Source organism: Bifidobacterium sp. ESL0704 (genome assembly GCF_029392075.1).
GTDB lineage: Bacteria > Actinomycetota > Actinomycetes > Actinomycetales > Bifidobacteriaceae > Bifidobacterium.
Genome location: NZ_CP113929.1, coordinates 1332594 through 1355605 on the forward strand (window position 1 = coordinate 1332594; position 23012 = coordinate 1355605).

At 57.3% G+C, this 23012-nt stretch carries 24 protein-coding genes; 23 read left to right on the top strand and 1 reads right to left on the bottom strand.

What is annotated here, in order from left to right; genetic code table 11:
• The first annotated feature begins 63 nt into the window (after window positions 1-63).
• From OZX64_RS04625 to OZX64_RS04735, 23 genes are all read left to right on the top strand, one after another.
• A complete protein-coding gene (locus OZX64_RS04625) occupies window positions 64-2109 on the top strand; it encodes an AMP-dependent synthetase/ligase (protein ID WP_277171703.1) in 2046 nt (681 codons plus the stop codon).
• Between the two features lie 32 nt (window positions 2110-2141).
• Window positions 2142-2624, top strand: a complete 483-nt coding sequence (gene def / locus OZX64_RS04630) for a peptide deformylase (RefSeq protein WP_277171704.1) — start codon at window positions 2142-2144, stop codon at window positions 2622-2624.
• Window positions 2625-2925: 301 nt separating this feature from the next.
• Complete coding sequence (locus tag OZX64_RS04635) at window positions 2926-4785, top strand: ABC transporter ATP-binding protein (protein ID WP_277171705.1); 1860 nt, start codon at window positions 2926-2928, stop codon at window positions 4783-4785.
• 13 nt (window positions 4786-4798) lie between these two features.
• Window positions 4799-6616 (top strand): ABC transporter ATP-binding protein, encoded by a 1818-nt coding sequence (locus OZX64_RS04640; protein WP_277171706.1) that lies wholly within the window; start codon window positions 4799-4801, stop codon window positions 6614-6616.
• A 284-nt stretch (window positions 6617-6900) separates the two neighbouring features.
• On the top strand, window positions 6901-7761 hold the full coding sequence (gene rpsB, locus OZX64_RS04645; protein ID WP_277171707.1) for a 30S ribosomal protein S2: 861 nt from the start codon (window positions 6901-6903) through the stop codon (window positions 7759-7761).
• Window positions 7762-7858: 97 nt separating this feature from the next.
• The gene (gene tsf / locus OZX64_RS04650; RefSeq protein WP_277155868.1) at window positions 7859-8710 is read left to right on the top strand and encodes a translation elongation factor Ts; all 852 of its coding nucleotides are present in this window, start codon (window positions 7859-7861) and stop codon (window positions 8708-8710) included.
• A gap of 283 nt (window positions 8711-8993) precedes the next feature.
• Window positions 8994-9743: a UMP kinase gene (pyrH, locus tag OZX64_RS04655; protein WP_277155867.1), complete on the top strand. Its 750-nt coding sequence runs from the start codon at window positions 8994-8996 to the stop codon at window positions 9741-9743.
• 99 nt (window positions 9744-9842) lie between these two features.
• On the top strand, window positions 9843-10397 hold the full coding sequence (frr, locus tag OZX64_RS04660; RefSeq protein ID WP_277155866.1) for a ribosome recycling factor: 555 nt from the start codon (window positions 9843-9845) through the stop codon (window positions 10395-10397).
• A gap of 81 nt (window positions 10398-10478) precedes the next feature.
• Entirely contained in the window at window positions 10479-11465 is a 987-nt protein-coding gene (locus OZX64_RS04665; protein ID WP_277155865.1) for a phosphatidate cytidylyltransferase, read from the top strand.
• A 107-nt stretch (window positions 11466-11572) separates the two neighbouring features.
• Entirely contained in the window at window positions 11573-12799 is a 1227-nt protein-coding gene (rlmN, locus tag OZX64_RS04670) for a 23S rRNA (adenine(2503)-C(2))-methyltransferase RlmN (RefSeq protein ID WP_277171708.1), read from the top strand.
• Window positions 12800-13170: 371 nt separating this feature from the next.
• Window positions 13171-13956: an imidazole glycerol phosphate synthase subunit HisF gene (gene hisF / locus OZX64_RS04675; RefSeq protein WP_277155863.1), complete on the top strand. Its 786-nt coding sequence runs from the start codon at window positions 13171-13173 to the stop codon at window positions 13954-13956.
• A 112-nt stretch (window positions 13957-14068) separates the two neighbouring features.
• Window positions 14069-14491: a phosphoribosyl-AMP cyclohydrolase gene (gene hisI, locus OZX64_RS04680; RefSeq protein WP_277155862.1), complete on the top strand. Its 423-nt coding sequence runs from the start codon at window positions 14069-14071 to the stop codon at window positions 14489-14491.
• Between the two features lie 96 nt (window positions 14492-14587).
• Complete coding sequence (gene lgt / locus OZX64_RS04685; RefSeq protein ID WP_277157421.1) at window positions 14588-15559, top strand: prolipoprotein diacylglyceryl transferase; 972 nt, start codon at window positions 14588-14590, stop codon at window positions 15557-15559.
• A gap of 135 nt (window positions 15560-15694) precedes the next feature.
• Window positions 15695-16360 (top strand): ribulose-phosphate 3-epimerase, encoded by a 666-nt coding sequence (rpe, locus tag OZX64_RS04690; RefSeq protein ID WP_277155861.1) that lies wholly within the window; start codon window positions 15695-15697, stop codon window positions 16358-16360.
• Between the two features lie 50 nt (window positions 16361-16410).
• Window positions 16411-16674: a phosphoribosyl-ATP diphosphatase gene (locus tag OZX64_RS04695; RefSeq protein ID WP_277155860.1), complete on the top strand. Its 264-nt coding sequence runs from the start codon at window positions 16411-16413 to the stop codon at window positions 16672-16674.
• Window positions 16675-16734: 60 nt separating this feature from the next.
• Entirely contained in the window at window positions 16735-17586 is an 852-nt protein-coding gene (hisG, locus tag OZX64_RS04700) for an ATP phosphoribosyltransferase (RefSeq protein WP_277171709.1), read from the top strand.
• A gap of 9 nt (window positions 17587-17595) precedes the next feature.
• A complete protein-coding gene (locus OZX64_RS04705; protein WP_277171710.1) occupies window positions 17596-18204 on the top strand; it encodes a CDP-alcohol phosphatidyltransferase family protein in 609 nt (202 codons plus the stop codon).
• A 35-nt stretch (window positions 18205-18239) separates the two neighbouring features.
• Complete coding sequence (locus OZX64_RS04710; protein ID WP_277171711.1) at window positions 18240-19181, top strand: DUF881 domain-containing protein; 942 nt, start codon at window positions 18240-18242, stop codon at window positions 19179-19181.
• Window positions 19181-19513, top strand: a complete 333-nt coding sequence (locus OZX64_RS04715; RefSeq protein ID WP_277144945.1) for a small basic family protein — start codon at window positions 19181-19183, stop codon at window positions 19511-19513. Before OZX64_RS04710 ends, OZX64_RS04715 begins: the two co-directional genes overlap by 1 nt.
• A gap of 6 nt (window positions 19514-19519) precedes the next feature.
• Complete coding sequence (locus OZX64_RS04720; protein WP_277155856.1) at window positions 19520-20332, top strand: DUF881 domain-containing protein; 813 nt, start codon at window positions 19520-19522, stop codon at window positions 20330-20332.
• Between the two features lie 4 nt (window positions 20333-20336).
• Window positions 20337-20777 carry an FHA domain-containing protein gene (locus OZX64_RS04725; protein ID WP_277155855.1) on the top strand — a complete coding sequence of 147 codons (441 nt, stop codon included), beginning with the start codon at window positions 20337-20339 and terminating at the stop codon, window positions 20775-20777.
• A 52-nt stretch (window positions 20778-20829) separates the two neighbouring features.
• The gene (locus OZX64_RS04730) at window positions 20830-21492 is read left to right on the top strand and encodes a MerR family transcriptional regulator (RefSeq protein WP_277171712.1); all 663 of its coding nucleotides are present in this window, start codon (window positions 20830-20832) and stop codon (window positions 21490-21492) included.
• A gap of 122 nt (window positions 21493-21614) precedes the next feature.
• Window positions 21615-21995, top strand: a complete 381-nt coding sequence (locus OZX64_RS04735) for a hypothetical protein (protein WP_277171713.1) — start codon at window positions 21615-21617, stop codon at window positions 21993-21995.
• 610 nt (window positions 21996-22605) lie between these two features.
• Here OZX64_RS04735 and OZX64_RS04740 read toward each other — a convergent pair.
• On the bottom strand, window positions 22606-22953 hold the full coding sequence (locus tag OZX64_RS04740; RefSeq protein WP_277155852.1) for an RNA polymerase-binding protein RbpA: 348 nt from the start codon (window positions 22951-22953) through the stop codon (window positions 22606-22608).
• Window positions 22954-23012: the final 59 nt, after the last annotated feature.

The following is a 23012-nucleotide window of genomic DNA, read 5'->3' on the forward strand; positions in this document are numbered from 1 at the left end:
CCCATGCAGGGTCAAAGTTACGCTAACGTAGTTTTGGGGCAACGAGCGCGTATAGTTGTGCTTATGTTGCGAGAATTCTATTTGGATCCTGTCACCAAGACCACAGATAAGGACACCATTTATTCACTGTTGTCCAAAAGAGCCGGAAAAGACCCCGACGGCGAGATAGCTGAATGGCTGGACGGAAACACCCAGCAATGGCAAAGCGTGACAGCCGGTGAAATGCTCGATCGCGTGCGCTCGGTAGCCAAGGGACTCATGGGCCTGGGGGCCAAGGCAGGGAGCATGGTCGTCATTTATGCCGCGACCAGTTACGAATGGGGAGTGGTCGACTTCGCATGTGCCGCCATCGGGGCGGTAAGCGTGCCGATTTACGAAACGGATTCGCCCAAGCAGGCCAAAGGCATCGTCGAGGATGTGGACCCGATTGTCGCTTTCGGCGGGGATGCCGAGCATACCCAGACACTCGAGGAACTACGCCGCGACCGCGAAGGCCTCAAGTATGTATTCAACCTGCAGGAGGGCGGCCTGGACGCCATCTCGGATTTCGGGACTTCGGTCAGCGATGAAAAGCTCGACGAAGCCATCTCCCGCGTACGCGCCGATGACATGCTGACCATCGTCTACACCTCCGGTTCCACAGGCAAGCCCAAAGGCGTCATGCTTTCGCACCGTAATTTCGTTTCCACGACGTTCATCGGCTGGGCGGTGCTCGACGACATGCTGTATCAGCCGAGCAGGCTGCTGCTCTTCCTGCCCCTGGCACATTGCTTCGCCCGCTACATCCAGTATGTGGCCATCGGCGCGCACGGCGTGGTGGGCTACACCTCGAGCGCCAAGCATCTGCTCACCGATCTGAGGACCTTCCAGCCGACGTATCTGCTTGGGGTGCCGCGTGTATTCGAGAAGGTCTACAACGCAGCCTCCCAGAAGGCGGGCGCAGGGCTTCAGGGCCGCGTGTTCGGCATGGCGTTCGATCACTTCGTGCGTTGGTCGAAGGACGGGCAGGAAGGCAGGGGCCACACCATTGCCGAACGTATCAAGCACAGGTTCTACATGAAGACGGTCGGCGCTTCCGTACGCAGCGCCTTGGGTCCGAAACTGAAATATCTGGCTTGCGGCGGCGCCCCGATGAACGCCGACCTCGCGCACTTCTTCAACGGCATGGACGGCATCACCTTCATCCAGGGATACGGCATGACCGAAACGGCGGCCCCCTGCATCGTCGCCTTCCAGGACTTCAACAAGGTCGGAGCCGTCGGACGTCCCGGCACCGGCATCGCCATCAAACTTGCCGACGACGACGAGCTGCTGATCAACGGCGAGGACGTCTTCCTCGGCTACTACAAGCAGCCGAAACTGACGGCCGAGGCCAAGGAACCGGGCGGCTGGGTGCATTCCGGCGACATCGCCCAGATCGACGACGACGGTTTCGTCTACATCACCGGAAGGAAAAAGGACATCATCATCACCGCCGGCGGCAAGAACGTCAGCCCCGCCCCGATGGAAGACACCATCGGCACCTGCCCGGTCGTCTCCCATGCTGTCGTGATCGGCGACGGCCGTCCCTTCATCGCCGCGCTCATCGAGCTCGATCCCGAGATGGTGCGCTCCTGGCTTGCCAACAACGGCATGGATGAGAATATGCCCATGCCGGATATCTGCAAGAACGATGCCGTTCGGGCCTTCGTCCAGCAATATATCGATCAGGCCAACAGTTCGGTCTCGCGCGCCGAATCCATACGTAAGTTCGTCATCATCCCGGATCAGTTCACTCAGGAGAACGGCATGCTGACGCCAAGCATGAAGGTCGTGCGCGGTGAGGTCCTGAAACACTACGCCGATCTCATCAACACGCAGGTCTATACTCCTAAGACGCGAGTCAAGCCGGCCCCGTCGGCTACTGCAGGCTTCATCGACAAGACCGCGGAATCCGTACGTCAAGCCACTGATGCCATGACGCCTAAAGTCCGCGAAGCCTATGAGCAGGCCAGGCAGAATGTAGGCGTCCATCTTGCCGAACGCGAAACGGAGCATGACGGCGACGATTCTCGCGAGGATACACCGAAGGCGCAAGAGCAGGGAAACGACTCGCCAGCAGAAAAATAAACGGCCGCTAAAGCATACAGAGGAGCAGAGCATTGTCGTTACGAGAAATAAGGGTCGTGCCGGATCCGGTGTTGAGGACCCCATGCGAACCGATTCGTGAGATAACCCCAGCCGTACGCAACATGGTGCAGGATTTGCTGGATACCGTCGACGACCCCGGCCGCGCGGGGCTCTCCGCCAACCAGATCGGCATCAGCCTGCGCGCGTTCTCCTACAACATCGACGGCAAGCTCGGCTACGTGCTGAACCCCGTCCTCGAAGAGACCCGGGGAGAGCAGTACGGCGACGAAGGTTGCCTTTCGGTGCCCAAGCTCTGGTACAAGACCAGACGCGCCGATTACGCCCGCGTGCGCGGCATCGATCTTGACGGCAAGACCATCGTCGTCGAGGGCACCGGCATCATGGGCCGTATGCTTCAGCACGAGACGGACCATCTCGACGGCCACATCTATCTCGACCGTCTTGAGAAGGAGGAACGCCGCGAGGCCATGCGGCGCATGCGTTCCGTACAATAAGCCGAGTCTTGTCAGGCTGCATTGGAGTAATGCAACCTGACGATCGATGTCGCCGCTTGACCTCCGCAAACAGTCATGGAGATCAAGCGGCGAGGTGTATCTGCCACGATTCGGCAGCAACACGCCTTGGCAGTGACACCGGCGATATTCAGGCATGGACCGCGCTAGAGTTGTCTTGCCATGGTTCGCCATCGCCGTCGTCGCCGTCACAAGCCATCAGCGTTTTCTGATCAACGACTGGCGGCGATGGCGAACCATGGCAGAGAGAACAACAAATCGAAGATGATGCGAGGGTTCATCAATGTACGTCGATCCTGAACGCAACCGAACGTCAGGCAATCTCAAATGGATTCTGCAGTACTGCAAGCCCGACCTGCCGCGCGTGGCGGTGTCGGTGCTCCTATTGCTCATCAATGACGCCATGGCCGTCACCATGCCGTTGTTGGCCGGCCTGATCGTCGACCAGGTCATCGGAGCCAGACATCTCGATATACTTACCCGTATCTGCGCGGCCATGATCGTGGTGACGCTCGTGCGCGTGATTTCGCGCTATATCTATCAGATCCTGATGGAACGTTTCGGCCAGAATTCGATCTACCGGCTGGTCAGCGACGAATACGAAAAACTGCACGAACTCGACTTCACCTATTTCAACCACACCCGCAACGGCGACATCATGAGCCGCATGACAAGCGACACCGAGGCGATCCGTCACTTCCTGTGCTGGGTGAGCTATCAGGCCACCGATTGCGTGGTCATGTTCCTCGGTGCCCTGTGCGTGATGTATACCATCGACTGGCGGCTGGCTCTGGCACTCACCTGCGTCACCCCGTTCATCTTCATCCTCACCCGTGCGCTTTCCAAGCGCGCCGCACCGCTGTTCTACGCCATCCGCAACTCGCTGGCCGATCTCAATTCCATGGTCGAGGAGAACATCGAAGGCAACCGTGTGGTCAAGGCCTTCGTGCGCGAGGATTACGAGACCGAAAAATTCGACAGGCACAACGACGACTACATGCAAAAGAACATGGATTCGGCCTACAACAACCGCAAGTTCATGCCGTGGCTCGACGGTCTGGGCTTCTCGTTGCAGCTCATCACGCTGGGGGTCGGCGGATTCCTCGTCATCAAAGGCCATATGACGATCGGCAACCTCGTGAGCTTCAACAGCCTGTTGTGGATGATCGACGGACCGGTACGGCAGTCCGGTTGGCTGATCAACGACTGGCAGCGATTCGGCGCCAGCTGCATCAAGATCCGTCGCCTGCTTACGGCGGAATCCCGTATCACCGAAAAGCCGCATGCCGAGGAATCGGTCAGACACGCGGTCGACATCCAAGAGCGGGTGGGCGTACGCAAACCCGAGAGTGTCAGCCCCGATCGTATGAGCGGCGAGATACGTTTCGACCACGTCAGCTTCGCCTTCCCGGACGATCCGGAGACGCCGGTCTTGAAAGACCTTAATTTCTATGTCCCCGCAGGAACGAAGCTCGGTATTCTGGGCGAGACGGGGGCCGGCAAATCCACGCTCGTCAACCTCATCGCCCGATTCTACGATCCCACTGTCGGCACTGTCTTGCTCGATGGCATCGACGCCCGCGACTGGCCGCTGAAAACCCTGCGCAATCAGGTAAGCATCGTGGCGCAAGACACCTTCCTCTTCTCCGACACCATCGGCGACAACATCGGCTTCGGTGCAGGTTCCTCACGTTCCTCCGACCCGGCCTATATCCGTCGCATGGCCGGTATCGCCGGGGCGGACGAGTTCATCTCCTCGATGCCCGAAGGCTACGACACCATCGTCGGCGAGCGGGGAGTCGGACTTTCAGGCGGGCAGAAACAGCGTCTTTCGCTCGCACGAGCCCTGGCCGACGACCCCTCCGTTCTGATCATGGACGACACCACATCGGCGGTCGACATGGAAACCGAGGCACAGATTCAAGAGCATCTTCGCCACATGGAGACACGCAAGACGGTCGTCACCATCGCCCATCGCATCTCCTCGGTCAAGGACGCCGACCTGATCCTGGTACTGGAACACGGCCGCATCGTCGAACGCGGCGACCACGAGCATCTGGTGGCGGCCCATGGCCGTTATTGGGAGATATACCGTAAACAGCTGGGCGTCGAATCCGGCGGTTCCCAAGGATTCGAAGAGTAGGAAGGAGGCAATCATGGCAAAACGCAATACCTATAACGAGGACGAAGAGCTCGAAGAGAAAATCAACCTCCACGACATCGTCCGCATAGCCGCCTATCTCAAAGCGTATCTCGGCCAAGTGGCCCGCATCGTCGTCGTGGTGCTGCTGATGAGTTGCATCACCGTCGCGGCCCCCTATCTGACAAAAATCATGATCGACTCCGCCATCCCGCACAAGGATTTCGGCCAGTTGGGGCTGCTTGCCGGCGTATTCGCCGTGCTCATCGTGCTCTATGAGATCGGCGTGCGCTACAGGACCGTGGCGATCACCCGGGTAGGGCAGATGATGCTCAAGGACATGCGGCGCGACCTCTTCACCCATATCCAGACCCTGCCGTTCAGCTATTTCGACTCACGTCCCCATGGCAAGATCCTGGTGCGCGTCGTCAACTACGTCAACACGCTTTCCGACACGCTTTCCAGCGGCCTGATCAACGTGATCGCCGACATCTTCACCTTCGTGGTCACCTTGGTGGTCATGTTCGTCGTCGATTGGAGGCTGGCGCTCTTCAGCCTCATCCTCTTCCCGCTGCTGACCCTCTGGGTGCTGGTGCTGCAGCGTGTGCAGAAGCACGCCTACCAGCTGCTCTCCAACAAGCAGAGCAACCTCAACGCCTATGTGCACGAATCGATCGCCGGGGTCAAGACCACCCAGACCTTCGCACGCGAGCGCAAGCAGTTCGAGACTTTCCAGGAGCAGCAGGGCACGGTGCGTCACTTCTATATGAGGGCGATTTACGTGCAGGACCTCATGTGGCCCGGCGTGCAGACCATCAGCGCCATGACCATGGCCTTCATCTACTATGTCGGCATCATGGGCCTGGGCGGGGTCAACGTCACCACGGGTGTGCTCATCGCCTTCGTCGGCTATGCCAACAACTTCTGGAACCCGGTCATCGACCTGGGCAACTTCTACAACCAGCTGATCACCTGCTCGGCCTATCTTGAGCGCATCTTCGAGACGCTTGACATCAAGCCGGAGATCACCAACAAGCCGGGAGCCGCGTCGCTGCCGCACATCCGCGGCAAGGTCGACTTCAACGACGTCGTCTTCCGCTACGAGCCCGACGGCCGCAATATCCTGAACCTCGTTGATTTCCATATCGAGCCGGGCAAGACCATTGCTCTGGTTGGGCCCACCGGCGCAGGCAAGACCACCATCGTCAGCCTCCTGTCGCGCTTCTACGACGTGAGCGAGGGGTCGATCGCCATCGACGGCTACGACATCCGCGATGTCACGCTGCAATCGCTGCGCCGGCAGATGGGCGTGATGCTGCAGGATACGTTCGTCTTCTCCGGCAACGTGCGCGAGAACATCCGATACGGCAGGCTCGACGCCACCGACGAGGACATCGTCGAGGCGGCCAAGGCCGTACACGCCGACGAGTTCATCCGTGAGATGCCCGACGGCTACGACACGGTGGTCGAGGAACGCGGCTCAACGATGTCGGCCGGGCAGCGCCAGCTGATCTCCTTTGCCCGAGTGCTTCTTGCCGACCCGCGCATCCTCATCCTGGACGAAGCGACCAGCAACATCGACACCCGTACCGAGCAGGCGTTGCAGGCCGGTCTCCAGCACCTGCTGAAGGGACGCACCAGCTTCGTGATCGCGCACCGTCTTTCCACCATCGAGAATTCCGACGAGATCTACTACATCGACCACGGCCAGATCGTCGAGCATGGCACGCATGCGCAATTGCTCAAGAAGAAGGGCGCGTACTACCGCCTCTACGAATCCCAGTACGCCATGCTCAAGGTGCAGGAGGACAACCGGGATGGCGCATCCGCCTAGCCGGAATCGAGCCAACCGATGGAACGGGGTTTCGCCGACCAAACGCTGTCGCCGAAACCCCGTTCCCTTATTCAAGGGCTGTGGTATTTTATTGTTTGTGTGTTCAAGGTGCGCGAGGCTGTCACGTCGCTGAGCAATCCACTCAATATTGTCTAACAAACACACAAATTCGCGTCATGCACGTGACGGACTGTGTCGGTCGACCGACTCGCCTGCAAAAAGGCGGGGACGTTGCACGCAGACCCGCATGGCCAGGCAATAACCGACTGAAAGGTAGCATTATCATGGCTCAAATCACTATGAGCGACATGCTGAAGGCAGGACTGCACTTCGGCCACCAGACCCGTCGTTGGAACCCCAAGATGAAGCAGTACATCCTGATGGAGCGCAACGGCATCCACATCATCAATCTCTTCAAGTCGCTCGACCTGATCGACAAGGCCTACGATTTCATCAAGCAGACCGTGGCCCACAACGGCACCGTGCTCTTCGTCGGCACGAAGAAGCAGGCTCAGGAAGCCATCGCCGCACAGGCCACCCGCGTCAACATGCCGTATGTCTCCGAGCGTTGGCTCGGTGGCATGCTCACCAACTTCCAGACCGTCTCCAAGCGCGTCGCGCGCCTGAAGGAACTGGAAGAGATGGACTTCACCGACGTCCACGGCAGCGGCCTGACCAAGAAGGAACTGCTGCTGCTTGAGCGCGAGAAGAACAAGCTGGAGAAGCAGCTCGGTGGCATCCGCAACATGAACCGCACTCCTTCGGCCATGTTCGTCGTCGACATCAACAAGGAGGCGTTGGCCGTCGAAGAAGCTCACAAGCTGAGCATTCCGGTCGTCGCCATCGTCGACACGAACACCGATCCCGATCTCGTCGACTATCCGATTCCGGCCAATGACGATGCCATTCGTGGCGTCGAGCTGCTGACCAGCCTCATGGCTGACGCCGTGGCGGATGGCCTGCTGGAGCGGAGCGGCAAGGCGGAGAAGACCGAGGACAAGGCCGAGCAGCCGATGGCCGCTTGGGAAAAGGACCTCTTGAAGGACAAGGAAGAGAAGCCTGCAGAGAGCGCATCGGCGACCGCCGAGACCAGCCCGGCCGCAGCCAAGTCCGAAGAGACGAAGGTCGAAGAGGCCAAGGCCTGACCGACATTGCATACAAAGGCGGTGTCGGAACCTTCCGGGCTTTCGCACCGCCTTTGGCGCATTCAATACATATTCAGTATTTTTAAAGGAGATATCAATGGCAGCAGTAACAGCAGCTTTGATCAAGCAAGTGCGCGACGACACCGGCGCCGGCATGATGGACGTCAAGAAGGCGCTCACCGAAGCCGAGGGCGACGTGGCACGCGCCAAGGAAATCATTCGCGCCAAGGGCATTCAGGCCGCAGGCAAGCGTGAGGGCCGCACCGCCCAGGAAGGCACCATCGCCTCCCGCGTGGTCGACACCGACAACGGTCAGGCCGGTTACGCCGTCGAGCTCAACTCCGAGACCGACTTCGTGGCCAAGACCCCGAAGTTCGTCGCCTTCACTGACAAGGTGCTCGATAACGCCATCGCCGCAGGCGCAAGCACTGCCGACGAGGTTCTCGCCGCCAAGAGCGAGGATGGCACCGTCAAGGAGAGCGTCGAGGAAGCGGCAGCCCTCTTCGGCGAGCATGTCAAGGTCGGCCAGGTGGCCAAGGTCGAAGGCCCGAAGGTCGAGATCTACGCGCACAAGAAGTCCGCAGAGATGCCGCCGAGCATCGTCGCCATCGTCGCCACCGATGAAAAGGGAGCGTCAGTAGCGCATGAGGCCGCTCTGCAGATTTCCGCCATGGGTGCGAAGTGGCTCACCCGCGAGGATGTGCCGGAAGACGTGGTCGCTTCCGAGCGTCGCGTGGCCACCGAGAAGTCCCAAGCCGAAGGCAAGCCCGAGAAGATCATCCCCAAGATCGTCGAAGGTCGTATGAACGCCTTCTACAAGGAGAATGTGCTGCTCGAGCAGGAGTATGTCAAGGACACCTCCAAGCGTGTGGGCGATCTGTTCAAGGAAGTCGGCGGCCAGCTGCTCGGCTTCGCTCGTATCGAGGTCGGCAAGGGCGAAGAGAAGTGATTCGTCGCTCTCCGCGGTTCTGATCTGATCTGAATAATTGGCCGGTATCTTCGGGTACCGGCCAATTGTTGTCTATCACGATATCCGAGGATTCTTTGTAGCAACAATGTCCGGCGATCGGCTGCTCCTATGAAGCACTGATTCATCGCCGGCAGTAGCGGCTGCGGTCGAAAAGATCGGCCGATCAGGGCAGTGGAGCTGGCCGGGGGACTGCTGTCGCCGTGAACAGATAACCTGTTAGTCAGTAATATGCCGCCAAACCCCAAGAACAGAGAGGCCGCTGATGACTAACGATGGCAAGGACGATACCAAGCGCCGAGTGCTGCTGAAGCTTTCAGGTGAAGCATTCGGCGGTGGTCATATCGGTATCGATACGGCGGTTATTCGCCGTGTCGCACAGGAGATCCATACAGCGGTAGGGCGAGGTGTCGAGGTCGCGATTGTCGTCGGCGGCGGCAATTTCTTCCGCGGCGCGGAACTCCAGCAGGCCGGTATCGAACGCAGCCGTGGCGACTACATGGGCATGCTCGGAACCGTCATGAACTGTCTCGCTCTTCAGGATTTCCTCGAACAGGAAGGCCAGGCCACTCGCGTCCAGACCGCCATCACCATGGGCCAGGTCGCAGAACCCTATATCCCGTTGAAAGCCATTCGCCACCTTGAAAAGGGACGGGTGGTTATTTTCGGTGCAGGTGCGGGCATGCCGTATTTCTCCACCGACACCGTCTCCATCCAACGTTCGCTTGAGATTCACTGCGACGCGGTGCTTATGGGCAAAAACGGCGTGGATGGCATCTATACCGCGGATCCTCGCAAGGATTCGAGCGCCAGACGTTTCAAGACCCTGAGCTACAAGCGGGCTCTGGTCGACAACCTCGCCGTCATGGATGCCGCAGCGCTTTCCATGGCCCGCGACAACGACCAGCACATCCGTGTATTCGGCTTGGAAGAAGCCGGAAACGTCACCAAGGCCCTGGTCGGGGAGCCCATCGGGACCTTGGTGTCCAACATGGAATCGGAAATCGCCCAATAATACGGCGACATCCCTTTTCTATGTTTTCCAGAAGTCATTAATCCACCCAACACAAAACGCAAACCAGTGGCTCGCATCGCGGGCCGTGAAGGAGAAACCATGGCAAATCCTGTAGAACAAGCCAAGCTGCAAATGCAGAAGTCCGTCGAGGCGACCAAGGAGAACTTCTCCGGAATCCGTACCGGTCGTGCCAACCCGGCGCTTCTGAACGGCATCGTCGTGGACTATTACGGCGCCCCGACGCCGATCAAGGCCGTCGCGTCAATCGGCGTGCCCGAACCGCGCACCCTTTCGATCACCCCGTTCGACGGCTCGCAGGCCAACGCCGTCGAAAAGGCAATCCGCGATTCCGACCTTGGCGGCAGCACCAGGCGAGACGGCAACGTCATCCATCTGACCATGCCGGAACTCACCGAAGACCGCCGCAAGGAATACGTCAAACTCGCCAAAGGCAAAGCCGAAGACGGCAAGGTCGCGGTACGCAACATCCGCCGCAAGGCCAAGGAATCGATCGACAAGTCGGTTAAGGACGGCGATATGGGCGAGGACCAGGGCGATCGTCTGCAAAAGGATCTCGACAAAGTCACCAAAGAAACGACCGAGACCATCGATGAACTTCTCGATGCAAAGGAAAAGGAAATCATGGAGGTCTGATCGATATTTTGCACTTCTCTCCGGATTACGATCGCGCAGAGAAGTGCAAAATCCATTCGGCAGACATGAAAGAGAAGGGTAATGACCAGCAAACAAGGGCATGAGGCAGGCGACGAAGTGAGTTCGGCGCTCAATGACATCAATAAGAAGACGGGGCGCAACATGCCTCAGGCCGTTGCCACAGCCGTATTCCTCGTCGTGCTCATCGTCGCATGCCTGCTGATCAGGATCGATCTGTATGTCGTGATGATCGCGGTTTTCCTTGTTCTGGCGCTGCGTGAGCTTCATGTCTCATTTGCGACAGTGCATCTTTATATTCCGCTGATTGTACTATGGCTGTGCTGCGTCGGCACCCTGCTCTCCATTTACTACGTGCCTGACCATGTGCTGGCGGCAGGCGTCGGCATCACCGTTTCCACGATCGCGGTCGCCATCGCGGCCAATCTCCGTCATAATGTGGGTAAACGCCTTGCCGGGGCCATCGAAGGAAAACTTAAAGCCGCCCAGGGCATCGAAAAAACGGCGGCCCCGTCGGCTGCCAATAAGAAAAACGGCGAAAGCAGCATTGACAATGTCGCGGTTTCGGTGTTCCTGGTACTCTATATTCTCGTACTGGCCTCATGCATCATCCTTCCGGAGACCTTCAACGGCCACCCCGTGGCCCATGCCATCATGCTCATCTTCCTGCCGGCGCTTTCCGACACCGGAGGACTTTTCTTTGGCGCGTTCTTCGGACGTCACAAGCTTTCGCCGCGTATCTCACCCAAGAAATCCGTTGAGGGACTATGCGGTTCGATTCTTTTCGCCATGGTCGGCGCATTGGTGATTTTCGCCATCACCTACCCGGGTCTATGGGCAACACGCTGGTGGATGCCGATTCTCACCGGAGTGATGGTCGGCGTCATCGGCACGTTCGGCGATCTATGCGCCTCGATGCTCAAGCGCGACATGGGATTGAAGGACATGGGCCATCTGCTCAAAGGCCACGGCGGGGTCATCGATCGCGTCGACTCGATTCTTCTATGCGCACCCTTCTTTACCGTATTGCTGTGGGCGACCGGCATGTAACTACTGAGAAATCCCGATTCCAGAGGAATTTCTCTGCGACAATGCTTTTATTCTGCACGGATACCAGCAGACACCCGTAAAGGTTCCTGGTTTATTGAATGATGATAATGATGAATGATGCTGTACAAGACAATTCGAAGAACGGCGGACCCGCAAGCGTTCTTTCACCCACAAACGAACCGGTCGAATCGGGAGTGACCGCCGGAGGCAACTCCGGTGCTTTCCGCGATGTGCTGGCCAAGAACCACGCACGCCGAGGAAAGCCGCCGCTGCACTTCGCCGATATGAACGAGGAGCAGCGCATAGAGACGGCCAAGCAGCTGGGCATGCCGAAATTCAGGATCAAACAGCTCGGCAACCATTATTTCGAACACTTCGACAACGACGTCTCCGCGTTCACCGATTTTCCTGCCGCCAAACGCGAAGCGGCACAGCAGGCGTTCTTCCCGACCCTGATCCGCGAAGTGACTCGCCAGGTCGCCGACAACGGCACCACCGTCAAAACGCTGTGGGAGCTCTTTGACGGCTCGCACATCGAATCGGTGCTCATGCGTTATCCGAACCGTGCGACGCTGTGCATCTCCAGCCAGGTGGGTTGCGGCATGGGCTGCCCGTTCTGCGCCACCGGAGGGCTCGGGCTGACCCGCAACCTTTCCACCGCGGAAATCCTCGAGCAGGTTCGTGTCGCCGCCAAGGCCATGGCATCCGGGGCAGTCGCCGGCGGCCCGGGACGTCTGAGCAATGTCGTCTTCATGGGCGAGGGCGAGCCCATGGGCAACTACAAATCCGTGCTTGCCGCCGTTCGTCAGATCAGTGCCATGCCGCCGGTCGGTTTTGGTATTTCGGCGCGTAACATCACCATCTCCACCGTCGGCGTCGTTCCCGGCATCAAAAAGCTGACGAACGAGGGAATTCCCGTACGTCTCGCCGTTTCCCTGCACGCCCCCAACGACACCCTTCGCGATGAGCTGGTGCCGATGAACCGACGTTTCGATTCCGAACAGGTACTTGATGCCGCCCATGATTACTATCTGGCCAGCCATCGCCGGGTGAGCATCGAATACGCACTGATGCGAGGCATCAACGACCAGGCGGAGCACGCCCGCCAACTGGCGCATCGTCTGAACCATTACGGCGACAACTGGGTGCACGTCAATCCGATTCCGCTGAACCCTATCGAGGGCTCGAAATGGACCGCCTCCAAACCCGAGGACGAAGAACGCTTCCTCGATATCCTGCATAGCGCCGGCATCACCGCGACATTGCGCGATACCCGTGGTTCGGATATCGACGGCGCCTGCGGACAGCTGGCGGCCAAGAACATCCGGGCATAAATCTCTGCCTCTTCAACGGGTTCTTTCCCATTTACACGTTTCCTTTTGTGCCAGTTGCTGTTGGGTTAGAGGCAAAAACGCCATCTTCTGCCTCTAACCCAACAGCAACTGTGTTTTCATAAAGGGTTGGAGGCAGGTTTCCCATTTCCTGCCTCCAACCCAATAGAAACAGTGGCGATGAAGTGGGAAAGGGGCAGGATTTTCGTAAACTGCCCTTGACCCATCCGAAAGTCGCGGATTGCTGTGCCGGGCAGTGAAGGATGTGTACCTACTGGCAATGGCTTACCTTGTTTCGTGAGATATCTGATATTCGAACAGCGTTTATGGTCTAGGCTTAAACCAATGATTTGTTGACAAATAGGAGTTGCACTATGTCATTGGCGGTACGAGTGATTCCATGTCTGGATGTGGATGAGGGACGGGTGGTCAAAGGCGTCCATTTCGAGAACCTGCGCGATGCCGGCGATCCTGTCGAGCTTGCGGGACGCTATTACGATGAGGGTGCCGACGAACTCACCTTTCTCGATGTCACGGCCTCGAGCAGCCATCGGCAGACCATGATGGACGTGGTCGCGCGCACCGCAGGCCAGATTTTCATCCCGTTGACCGTTGGAGGAGGCGTCCGCACCGTGGGCGACGTCGATGCACTGCTGCGCAGCGGAGCGGATAAGGTCAGCGTCAACACCGCCGCCATCAACAATCCCGGGCTCATCAGTCAGGTCGCCGAGCGTTTCGGCAACCAGGTCCTGGTGCTTTCCGTCGATGCACGGCGTGAACAGGGGGAGCAGCACACCGAGTCCGGTTTCGAGGTCACCACGATGGGCGGACGGCATTCCACCGGTATCGATGCACTGTGGTGGGCGAAACGCGCGCAGGAGCTTGGCGTCGGCGAGATACTGCTTAATTCGATGGATGCCGACGGCACCGGAAACGGGTTCGATATCGAGATGCTCAAAGCCATGCGCAAGGTGGTCGATATCCCCTTGATCGCCAGCGGCGGCGCCGGAAAACTCGAGGATTTCCCGCCTGCTGTCGAAGCCGGGGCGGACGCGGTGCTCGCGGCTTCCGTGTTCCATTACGGCAAGATGACCATCGCCCAGGTCAAGGCAACCATGAAAGAGCATGGCATCACCGTCCGTGAGCCTGTACACGCCTGATCCGCCGAATGACCGTCTGGGTATCCTTAACCGGATATGGAGACATGACGTCGAATTCGCAGCTGGCAGGTGATTGCATGCAGAAAATAAGGAAAGTTGAAAAGCCAAAAAGATGAAGAGCAACGATATTGTCTACGATAATGCCGAAACGCTGGATCCAAGGCTTGCGGCAAGGCTCAAACGCGATGACAAGGGGCTTGTAGCCGCCGTCATCCAGCAGTACGATTCCCAGCAAGTGCTGATGGTCGGCTACATGAACGACGAGGCGCTGCGCCGCACCCTCACCACCGGCAGGGTCACGTTCTGGTCGCGATCCCGTCAGGAATACTGGCGTAAAGGAGACACCTCCGGCCATGTCCAGTATGTCAAAAGCCTTTCGCTGGACTGCGATGGCGACGCGCTGCTTGTCGAAGTCGACCAGGTGGGGGCGGCCTGCCATACCGGTGCGCGTTCCTGTTTCGAACAAGGAGGGGAAGTCCCCGTCGTCGTGGGCGAACGCAAGCCGGCGGACGCCGCCAACGACGTCTGCCGCTGAGGTGAGCGGGTTATGGCCACGCGTATGATGGCCGGCAGAGACAATAATCAGTTAACGATGCTTTGAGGGGCTATGACACAAGGATCACCATTGAATTTGTTTGCAGGTCGGAATCTGGCGTATATTCCGTCGCCGACCATCTCGAAAATCGTCATCCCGCAGATAACACTCGGCAATTGGTCGATCGGCCCTGTCTCGATTCGTTTCTATGCGCTGTGCATTCTTCTCGGAATCGTGCTGGCAGTATGGATCTGCGAAAAGCGATGGAAGAAACTCGGCGGCAATTTTGATCAGATTCTCGACATCGCCCTGTGCGCGGTGCCGGCAGGCATCATCGGTGCACGCCTCTACCATGTGGTCACCACGCCTGAACGGTTCTTCGGACCTAGCGGCGACCCGATGGAAATACTGCGCATCTGGAACGGCGGCCTCGGCATCTGGGGTGGGGTGCTGTTCGGCGCGCTGGCCGCTTGGGCATGGTGTCGGCACAAGCATTATCCGATGGCGTTGCTCGGGGATGCCGTCGCCCCGGGGCTTCTGGTGGCACAGGCAGTAGGAAGATTGGGCAACTGGTTCAATCAGGAGCTTTATGGCGCTCCGACCACCTTGCCTTGGGGTCTGAAACTCAACATGACCGGCGCGATAGGTCACACCGAACAATGCTATGACGGTCAGACCTGTCCTACAGGGACGCTTTTCCAGCCTACATTCCTTTACGAGATGATTTGGAACCTCATCGGTGCGGCGCTGATCGTCTGGATCGGCCGCAAGGCGGTGAACAAGCTCAAAGCCGGAAGCCTGTTCACCGTTTACGTGATGTGGTACACCGCCGGACGCACCTGGATCGAGGCGTTGCGCATCGATTTTGCGCACGAAATCCTTGGGGTACGAGTCAATGTATGGGTTTCGATGGTCGTCTTTGTGCTGGGCGTAGTGGCGTTTATCGTCGTGCAGAAGATCGGCAGTTCCACCATAAGCCTGTCCGAACGTCTCCGCACCTTGACGGAAGTCGAAGAACTCGCACAAGCCGACGCCGAACAAGCCAAAGACAAGTCCGAAAAGAAGTAGCCCGGACCAAGGGACACATCAACCTCAACCGACATTGCGAGAGAAAAATCCAATGTCTCCAAAAGCGAATAGGATTCTCAAAGGCTTTGCTACGAGCCGTTTTCAAGTCGTTCGCCCAGCATAGGATATACAGTTATGACCATTCAAATCGCACCAAGCATTCTTTCAGCGGATTTCTGCAATCTTGAACGTGACCTCAAAGCCATCGACCATGCCGACTTGGTCCACGTCGATGTGATGGACCATCATTTCGTCCCTAATCTCACCCTTGGCGAACCTGTGGTCAAGCGTATCTGCGAGGTCACCGACCTGCCGGTAGACGTGCATCTGATGATTGAGGATCCCGATCGCTGGGCTCCCGAGTACGCCAAACTCGGAGCCGCTTCGGTGAGCTTCCATATGGGAGCCGTCCACGCCCCGGTGCGCCTTGCCCGTCAGCTGCACGAGATGGGTTGCAAAGCCTGCTTCGCGGTTCGTCCGGCAGAGCCTGTGGAGCCGATTTTCGACATCCTCGAAGAATTCGACATGATTCTGATTATGACGGTCGAACCCGGATTCGGCGGTCAGAAGTTCCTCGACAACCAGATGGCAAAAGTCCGCCGTCTGCGTGACGAAATAACCCGTCGTGGCTTGAAGACCCATATCCAGGTCGATGGCGGGGTAAGCCCCAAGACGGCCGACATCGTAGCCAAGGCTGGAGCCGATGTGCTCGTCGCCGGTTCCGCGGTCTACGGGGCCGATGACCGAGCCAAGGCGATAGATGACATCCGCGCCAAGGCACAGGCCGCATACCAGGACTGACCCAGCTACGCCAACGCACCATGATGTGCGAAAACAACGGAGAGATAACCATGAAGACATTCGAATCACTGTTCAAGGAACTGAGCGAAAAAGCCGAGAGCCGACCGGTCGGCTCCAAAACGGTCGACGAGCTCGACAAGGGCACGCATTTCATCGGCAAGAAAATCACTGAAGAGGCGGGGGAGACCTGGATCGCCGCGGAATATGAAGGCGCCGAGCGGACCGCAGAGGAAATGAGCCAGCTCATCTACCATATCCAGGTGATGATGATCAAGCACGGCATCAGTCTGGAAGACCTGTATAAGAACCTTTAGGAACCGATGCCATTGCACACCGGACAGCAGCGATAAGCGAAGAAGCGAAGGAGGAGGATAATGCTGAGAATTGCCGTTCCCAACAAGGGCATGCTCTCTGAGCCTGCATGGAGTCTCTTGAAGGAAGCCGGATACCAATTGCGTACCCAACCACGTCAACTGGTGGTCGAAGACCAGGACAACCAGGTTGAGCTCTTCTATCTCCGTCCTTTGGATATCGCCATATACGTGGGGCAAGGCGCCATCGATGTCGGCATTACCGGCCGGGATATGTTGCGCAATACCGATACGGACGCCACCGAGGACCTTCCGCTCGGTTTTGGGGCCTCGACATTCCGTTTTGCGGCTCCGAAGGATTCGCCGATCACCAAACTCGAGGATGTCGACGGCAAGCGGATCGCCAGCTCGTTCGACAAGCTGGTCGGCGATTACCTTTCGGCGCACGGCCTTCACGCCGATATCACCCATCTTGACGGTGCAGTGGAATCATCGGTCCAACTCGGTGTCGCCGATCTCATCGCCGATGTGGTGTCCACCGGTACCACGTTGCGCAATGCAGGGTTACGCATATTCGCGGACCCGATTCTGCAATCCGAGGCCGTCCTCATCCGTTCGCCGCATATCTCCGAAAACGACAGGCAGCTGGTGATCTTCAAGCGCCGTCTTGAAGGCGTGCTCACCGCTCGACGCTATGTCATGATGGATTACGACGTTCCGCTCAGCAAGGTCGGTGCCGCGGTAGCACTTACCCCGGGTCTGGAGAGTCCGACCATCTCGCCGCTGCACGATCAGCAGTGGTGCGCCGTGCGGGCGATGGTGGAACGCGAAAAGGTCAACCAGACGATGGACCAGCTTTATGACGTGGGCGCGAGAGCCATCATCGTCACCGCATTGCAGGCTTCAAGAATCTGAATCCGCCTCATGAAACTACCAATCAATTTCGACAACCGTTACAGTCCTGACGCGCGTAATATCTATATCACCGTCCCGAACCTCATCAGTGTTCTGCGCATCGTCTCGATACCATTCATCTCGTGGCTGACGGCGCAACACAAAATGATTGCGGCGCTTGTCGTGCTCGCGATTTCGGCGGCAAGCGACGGGCTGGACGGAATCATCGCCAGGAAATGGAACCAGGTCAGTAAAATAGGCCAGATCCTTGACCCTGTGGCCGACCGATTGCTGATATTCTGCAGTATTCTCGCACTGGGCTGGGCCGGGATAATACCATGGTGGATGCTGTTCGTAGTAGGCCTGCGTGACCTCATGTTGCTGGTGTTGATCGTTGTCCTGGCCCAGCACGACTACGGGCCTCTGCCTGTTCATTTCGTAGGCAAAGCCGGAACCGCGTTATTGATGATTTCCATCACCGCGCTGATTTTCGCCGACCTGTGGAGCAATATGTTTACGCAGATCCTCCATCTGGGCGCTTTGGCCGCGGGAATCTGGGGCATCATCCTCTATTGGATGGCCGGTTACATCTATATTCGTCAAGGCATCACCCTGCTTCGGCATGATTCGGACCAATAATGGCAAAGCCGGAACGAACACCCGCATCCTTTCGTGTGGAAATCGACGGACAACTGATCAAACGACGCGCGGTGTTCTCGAAGGCCGTCCGAGATCTCGGCCCCTGGCACGCCGTCAGCGAAGACGCCGCTGCCGCCCTCTCTGCACGACACCGGCGCAAGGTCGTCGATGACAGCCTGCGGCTCATCGACGACCTGACCAATCGCCCGCTCGACCCCCTTTTTTCCGATGCCCGGCTTACCCAGCAAAAGCAACGCTCGAAATTCTCCACCTGGTTTACCCGCATCATCGTCTTCATCATCTGCATCGCGGTGGGTTTCGTCGGCATCGTTTTCGTCAGACAGCTCAATACCGACCCGCGCAGACAGGTGCGTGCAAGCCTTATTTCAGAACTGCAAGCCCAGAATGCCAGTCTCAAAAAGACGACCACCGAAGTCACCGACTTGCATACCAAGGTCAGCAGGCTTTCCGATTCCATGCCTAATGCCGGCCCGGATTCCACCCTTACCCAGGATGAGATGACGAACGGCGCACTGGCCGTAAAGGGATCCGGGATCGTCGTCACACTGGCCGACCCCGTGGCCTCCGGAACCGCAAACGGCAATGGTCCAAGGGAGAACAACGCCAACCATATCCGCGTGGTCACCGATTCGGACCTGCAGAATATCGTCAACCTGCTCTGGAAAGCCGGGGCCGAGGCAATTTCCGTCAACGGTTATCGTCTCGGAGTCTCAACTTCGGTGAGAACAGCGGGGCAGACAATTCTCATAGGGGTGAATCAGGTGGCCAGTCCCTATAAGATAGAAGCGATAGGGAACCAGAAAAACCTGTCGCAGGCAATGGACAACGACTCGCAGCCTGGGTTGTATCGCACGCTTAACGCCGCTGGTATCAACCCGCAGGTGTCAAGATCCTACTCATTGAGGTTGCCTGCGGCGCAAGCCACAGGTGTGACGCACGCGAAAAGGAGCAAATGATGGCAGCAGTGCTCGGTCTCATCATCGGAGTCATCATCGGCATCTTCGTGAAGCCGGACATCCCCATCGTCCTGCAGCCTTACCTGCCGATCATGGTGGTGGCGGCCCTCGACGCCCTGCTTGGGGCGGCAAGGGCGTATTTCGAACGTTCGTTCTCCGACAAGGTGTTCGTCATATCCTTCATCTCCAATGTCCTGACAGCCACATTGCTGGTGTTGCTCGGCAACCAGCTCGGGGTCGGGTCCCAGTTGCAGACCGCCGTCATCGTCGTGCTCGGCATACGAATCTTCTCCAACGTCTCCGCCATTCGCCGATTCATCTTCAAGGGCTGAGCGACCATGGGAGACAAAAAGAATCGCAACATTCTCAGCAGCATGCATATCCAGCATGCCCAGGACCGTGAAAACGACCGGACAGACACCGGTTCCTTCCCCATAGTGCGTCAAAGGCCGAAAAAAATGGGCGGCGGGCTTGTCAGCAGGTTGATGACCAGCCTGTTGATCGTCCTTTTGTGCGCGTTGCTTGGTTTCGGCTATGCCATTCAGCTCAACAACAAGACCTCCACCTACGAGACGATGAGCGAAGAGGAACTCACCAGACTCATCAGCGAAACCAGCACGCAGGTCCAAAATCTCCAGCAGCGCAAAACCGAACTGACCGGCCAGCTCAATTCCTTGAAGGCCGCTGCCAACAAACAGCAGGAAGCGCAGCGTATCGCCAAGGAAAACGAGGATACCAGCGGTATTCTTTCCGGTCGTTTGCCTGCCGTCGGCAAAGGCGTCATCATCACCATTTCTCAAGGAAGCAAGGAGCGCATCGATGCCGCCACCATGTTTCAGCTGCTCGAGGAGCTGCGCAATGCCGGCGTCGAGGTGATGGCATTGAACCATGTGCGTGTGGTGACCTCGACGTATATCACCGAGACCAGGAAAAGCCTTGAATGCGATGGACAGATATTGAAGCCCCCATACAGGGTCAAAGCCATCGGTGACCCGCAGAATCTGCAGAATGCCGTCAATATCGCCGGGGGCGTGGGTTCGAGGTTCAAGGTGAAATTCGGAGCCAAGGTCACCGTGACTCCGAGCGAAAGTGTAGATATCAGCGAGACACGCGATGCCGAGCAATATCAGTACGCAAAAACGGTAGAATGAGCATATGACTAATCCGATTCCAAGCGCAGGCGAGACAACCATCATAGGTCTTCCTGCTGTAAATATTCCGGTCACCTCCGCAGGAGACCGTCCGTTGACCCAAGACGATCTTGATACCATGACCAAATTGTCGCCGGGCTCGGCATTGCTGATTTCGACCAGGGGAGCGGTGTCGGGTTCCCGTTACCTCCTCGATGAGGATGAGGTGAGCGTCGGTCGTGACCCGCACGCGGATATTCTTTTGGATGATTCCACCGTCTCCCGCGCTCATGCGGTGTTCCGCCGCACCGGTGACACGTTTGAAGTGGTGGATGCGGGCAGTCTCAACGGCACCTACGTCAATCGTCAACGCGTCGATCGTGCGACGCTGCACAACGGCGATGAGATCATGATAGGCAAGTTCCGTCTGGTGTTTTTCTCGTCATCAGCGGTGGTTGCCAAGTAAACAGTAAGGCCGTGCACTGAAACGGTGTTTGCGAGGAGGAGAGGAGGCCAGCATGGACCGAGATGGCGCGGCATCCATATCCCGTTCCTCCTTTTCGGGAAGGGCACGCAAGGCACGGCATGACACTCCGACAGACTTGGTGCAGGGGGAGTTGTTCTCCGAACCCAACGAAGAGACGGCCACTCGAGGTTATCGCGGAACAGTGGCTTCCAAGGTCGCCGGCATCACTTACCGTCAACTTGATTATTGGGCCCGCAAGCAGATTGTGGTGCCTTCCATCACCCAGTCGCATGGCTCCGGTTCAAGAAGACTGTACTCATTCAAGGATGTCCTTATCCTGGCGGTTTCCAAGAAACTGCTGGATACCGGCGTCAATCTGCAGAATGTCACGGCGGCGATTAGATTTCTTGCACGGCATCGCACCAAACAGCTTGAGCACATGACCATCATCTGCGACGGTCAGGATGTCAGGGAATGTGAGAACGGCGACGAAGTGCTGAAACTGATCGATCAAGGTACAGCTGTTTTCGCGGTGTCGGTGGGGAAGTTGTGGCATCAGGTCGAGGAGCAGCTCAAGCAGGAAAAATACGTCGACATCACGCCGGCGGATTCGACCGCTTCATCGTTGCCCGTCTCGCCTGTCGATGACATCGCCGCCGCACGTATGCGTCAAAAGCTCGAGAACCAGCATCGTGAACGGGCGATGCGACACTGATGCCGATGATGATGTCTTGTCGAATCGCGCTGATTGCCTGTCAAGGTGATATGTCTACGCATTTCCAGACGACACATATACAATAGTCATGAGCACACGTCGACACAAAGGTTGAAGAACACATGGCCGCTATACTTCCGGGATTTCTTTGGATTTTCGCTTTGCTCTGGGCGCTGGGAATCTGCGCGATTTGCCTGGTCAACGGTGCACTGCGGAAAAAAGACGAGCATCGCAAGGTCGAGACGGTGCAATGGTCGGTCATCATCATGCAGGTGGTCTCGATGTTCCTGTGCTGCGCACCGTACGGAGTCTATAAACTCTTGCACGACCAGATCCCCGACAGCATTCGTCATTTCTACGCCATTCTCGGCATCCCTTCAGCCGTCCTCCTAGGCATCTTCTTCGTCGCCGAACTGGTGCTGATGTATCTGCAGGCCAAACAGGCCCAACGAAGCATCATCGACGAGATCCTTTCAAAGCGTCATCATCCCAAGTTGAGCTGAAAATCCAAACAAACATTGCAGCAGGCCAAATATAGCTTGAGTATATGACGAGGTGACCGTGAGCGGTTAGCAGGCAAGCTTGCTTGGTAAATCACCACGAAACCGTTATGTCCAATCCAAAAACCGGAAAAAGAAAAAGACCAGCACTACGTAACATAGAGACATTATATTCATGAAACCGAAAGAAAGAAGAGGGAAGAAGGAGCGCGCTTCGTTATGTAAGCAAGCTTGCTTGGTACATAACGAAGCGACGTTATGTCGAGATTTCTCCGAAATCTGACATAACGTACATTATCGGATAATCATTAACAGTTGGAATTTCCGTTACCATTTGACCCCAGTCAAATTAATCCGCATAACCAACCGCCGACCAATTAACCCAGTATCGATTGATTCGATCAACATGCTCCGCAATCCAGTGTCTTTGAAAACTCATCACCGAATCAATCAAACAGACAAACGACGAGACCACGACGAACTTTTTCTCAGCGTCATTCTAAGAGACATCATTGAAAAATCGCAAACAAAAACGGCGGCCGACCCGTCAATCAAAGTCAGTCGCCGTTATGTCATCGTCTATTGTGGCATTTCATCTATGTCAAGCAAACGCTTACTCGTAATCCGGGAACCAACCCTCACGATGCATTTTGAGTCTCTTGTCGAGCAAATCCTTCAATTCGCTTTCGGTACGACGTTCCATGAGCATGTCCCAATGCGTTCTGGTCGGCTTCTTGATCTCGTCGACCTCATCCGAATCGGCGTCTTCGCGTTTGGCGACCTCACCGCAACGGCATTCCCATTCGGCAGGAACGTCCGCGCCCTCGGCGAATGGCAAAATCGTGCGATGACCTTTCGGGCATACGTACGCTACATCAGATCTCGCTGCAAAATCGACGTTTTCATCGGATTCGAGTGACTTCGCCCCGATACTCATACCACGCAGGCTGCGTTCCGCCATACATTCTCCTTGTAGTTAGTCTAGTTCTAAAGTACAGAACAGTTCGGACGAGTTTATTA

Excerpts from the sequence above, each read along its gene's own strand:
- pyrH (WP_277155867.1), top strand. The coding sequence starts at position 8,994 with ATGACTAACGATGGCAAGGACGATACCAAGCGCCGAGTGCTGCTGAAG.
- OZX64_RS04715 (WP_277144945.1), top strand. The coding sequence starts at position 19,181 with ATGGCAGCAGTGCTCGGTCTCATCATCGGAGTCATCATCGGCATCTTC.
- frr (WP_277155866.1), top strand. The coding sequence starts at position 9,843 with ATGGCAAATCCTGTAGAACAAGCCAAGCTGCAAATGCAGAAGTCCGTC.
- OZX64_RS04695 (WP_277155860.1), top strand. The coding sequence starts at position 16,411 with ATGAAGACATTCGAATCACTGTTCAAGGAACTGAGCGAAAAAGCCGAG.
- OZX64_RS04640 (WP_277171706.1), top strand. The coding sequence starts at position 4,799 with ATGGCAAAACGCAATACCTATAACGAGGACGAAGAGCTCGAAGAGAAA.
- rpe (WP_277155861.1), top strand. The coding sequence starts at position 15,695 with ATGACCATTCAAATCGCACCAAGCATTCTTTCAGCGGATTTCTGCAAT.
- OZX64_RS04665 (WP_277155865.1), top strand. The coding sequence starts at position 10,479 with ATGACCAGCAAACAAGGGCATGAGGCAGGCGACGAAGTGAGTTCGGCG.
- hisI (WP_277155862.1), top strand. The coding sequence starts at position 14,069 with ATGAAGAGCAACGATATTGTCTACGATAATGCCGAAACGCTGGATCCA.
- OZX64_RS04730 (WP_277171712.1), top strand. The coding sequence starts at position 20,830 with ATGGACCGAGATGGCGCGGCATCCATATCCCGTTCCTCCTTTTCGGGA.
- OZX64_RS04625 (WP_277171703.1), top strand. The coding sequence starts at position 64 with ATGTTGCGAGAATTCTATTTGGATCCTGTCACCAAGACCACAGATAAG.
- OZX64_RS04720 (WP_277155856.1), top strand. The coding sequence starts at position 19,520 with ATGGGAGACAAAAAGAATCGCAACATTCTCAGCAGCATGCATATCCAG.
- rpsB (WP_277171707.1), top strand. The coding sequence starts at position 6,901 with ATGGCTCAAATCACTATGAGCGACATGCTGAAGGCAGGACTGCACTTC.
- OZX64_RS04635 (WP_277171705.1), top strand. The coding sequence starts at position 2,926 with ATGTACGTCGATCCTGAACGCAACCGAACGTCAGGCAATCTCAAATGG.
- rlmN (WP_277171708.1), top strand. The coding sequence starts at position 11,573 with ATGATGAATGATGCTGTACAAGACAATTCGAAGAACGGCGGACCCGCA.
- tsf (WP_277155868.1), top strand. The coding sequence starts at position 7,859 with ATGGCAGCAGTAACAGCAGCTTTGATCAAGCAAGTGCGCGACGACACC.
- hisG (WP_277171709.1), top strand. The coding sequence starts at position 16,735 with ATGCTGAGAATTGCCGTTCCCAACAAGGGCATGCTCTCTGAGCCTGCA.
- OZX64_RS04705 (WP_277171710.1), top strand. The coding sequence starts at position 17,596 with ATGAAACTACCAATCAATTTCGACAACCGTTACAGTCCTGACGCGCGT.
- OZX64_RS04725 (WP_277155855.1), top strand. The coding sequence starts at position 20,337 with ATGACTAATCCGATTCCAAGCGCAGGCGAGACAACCATCATAGGTCTT.
- OZX64_RS04735 (WP_277171713.1), top strand. The coding sequence starts at position 21,615 with ATGGCCGCTATACTTCCGGGATTTCTTTGGATTTTCGCTTTGCTCTGG.
- OZX64_RS04740 (WP_277155852.1), bottom strand. The coding sequence starts at position 22,953 with ATGGCGGAACGCAGCCTGCGTGGTATGAGTATCGGGGCGAAGTCACTC.
- hisF (WP_277155863.1), top strand. The coding sequence starts at position 13,171 with ATGTCATTGGCGGTACGAGTGATTCCATGTCTGGATGTGGATGAGGGA.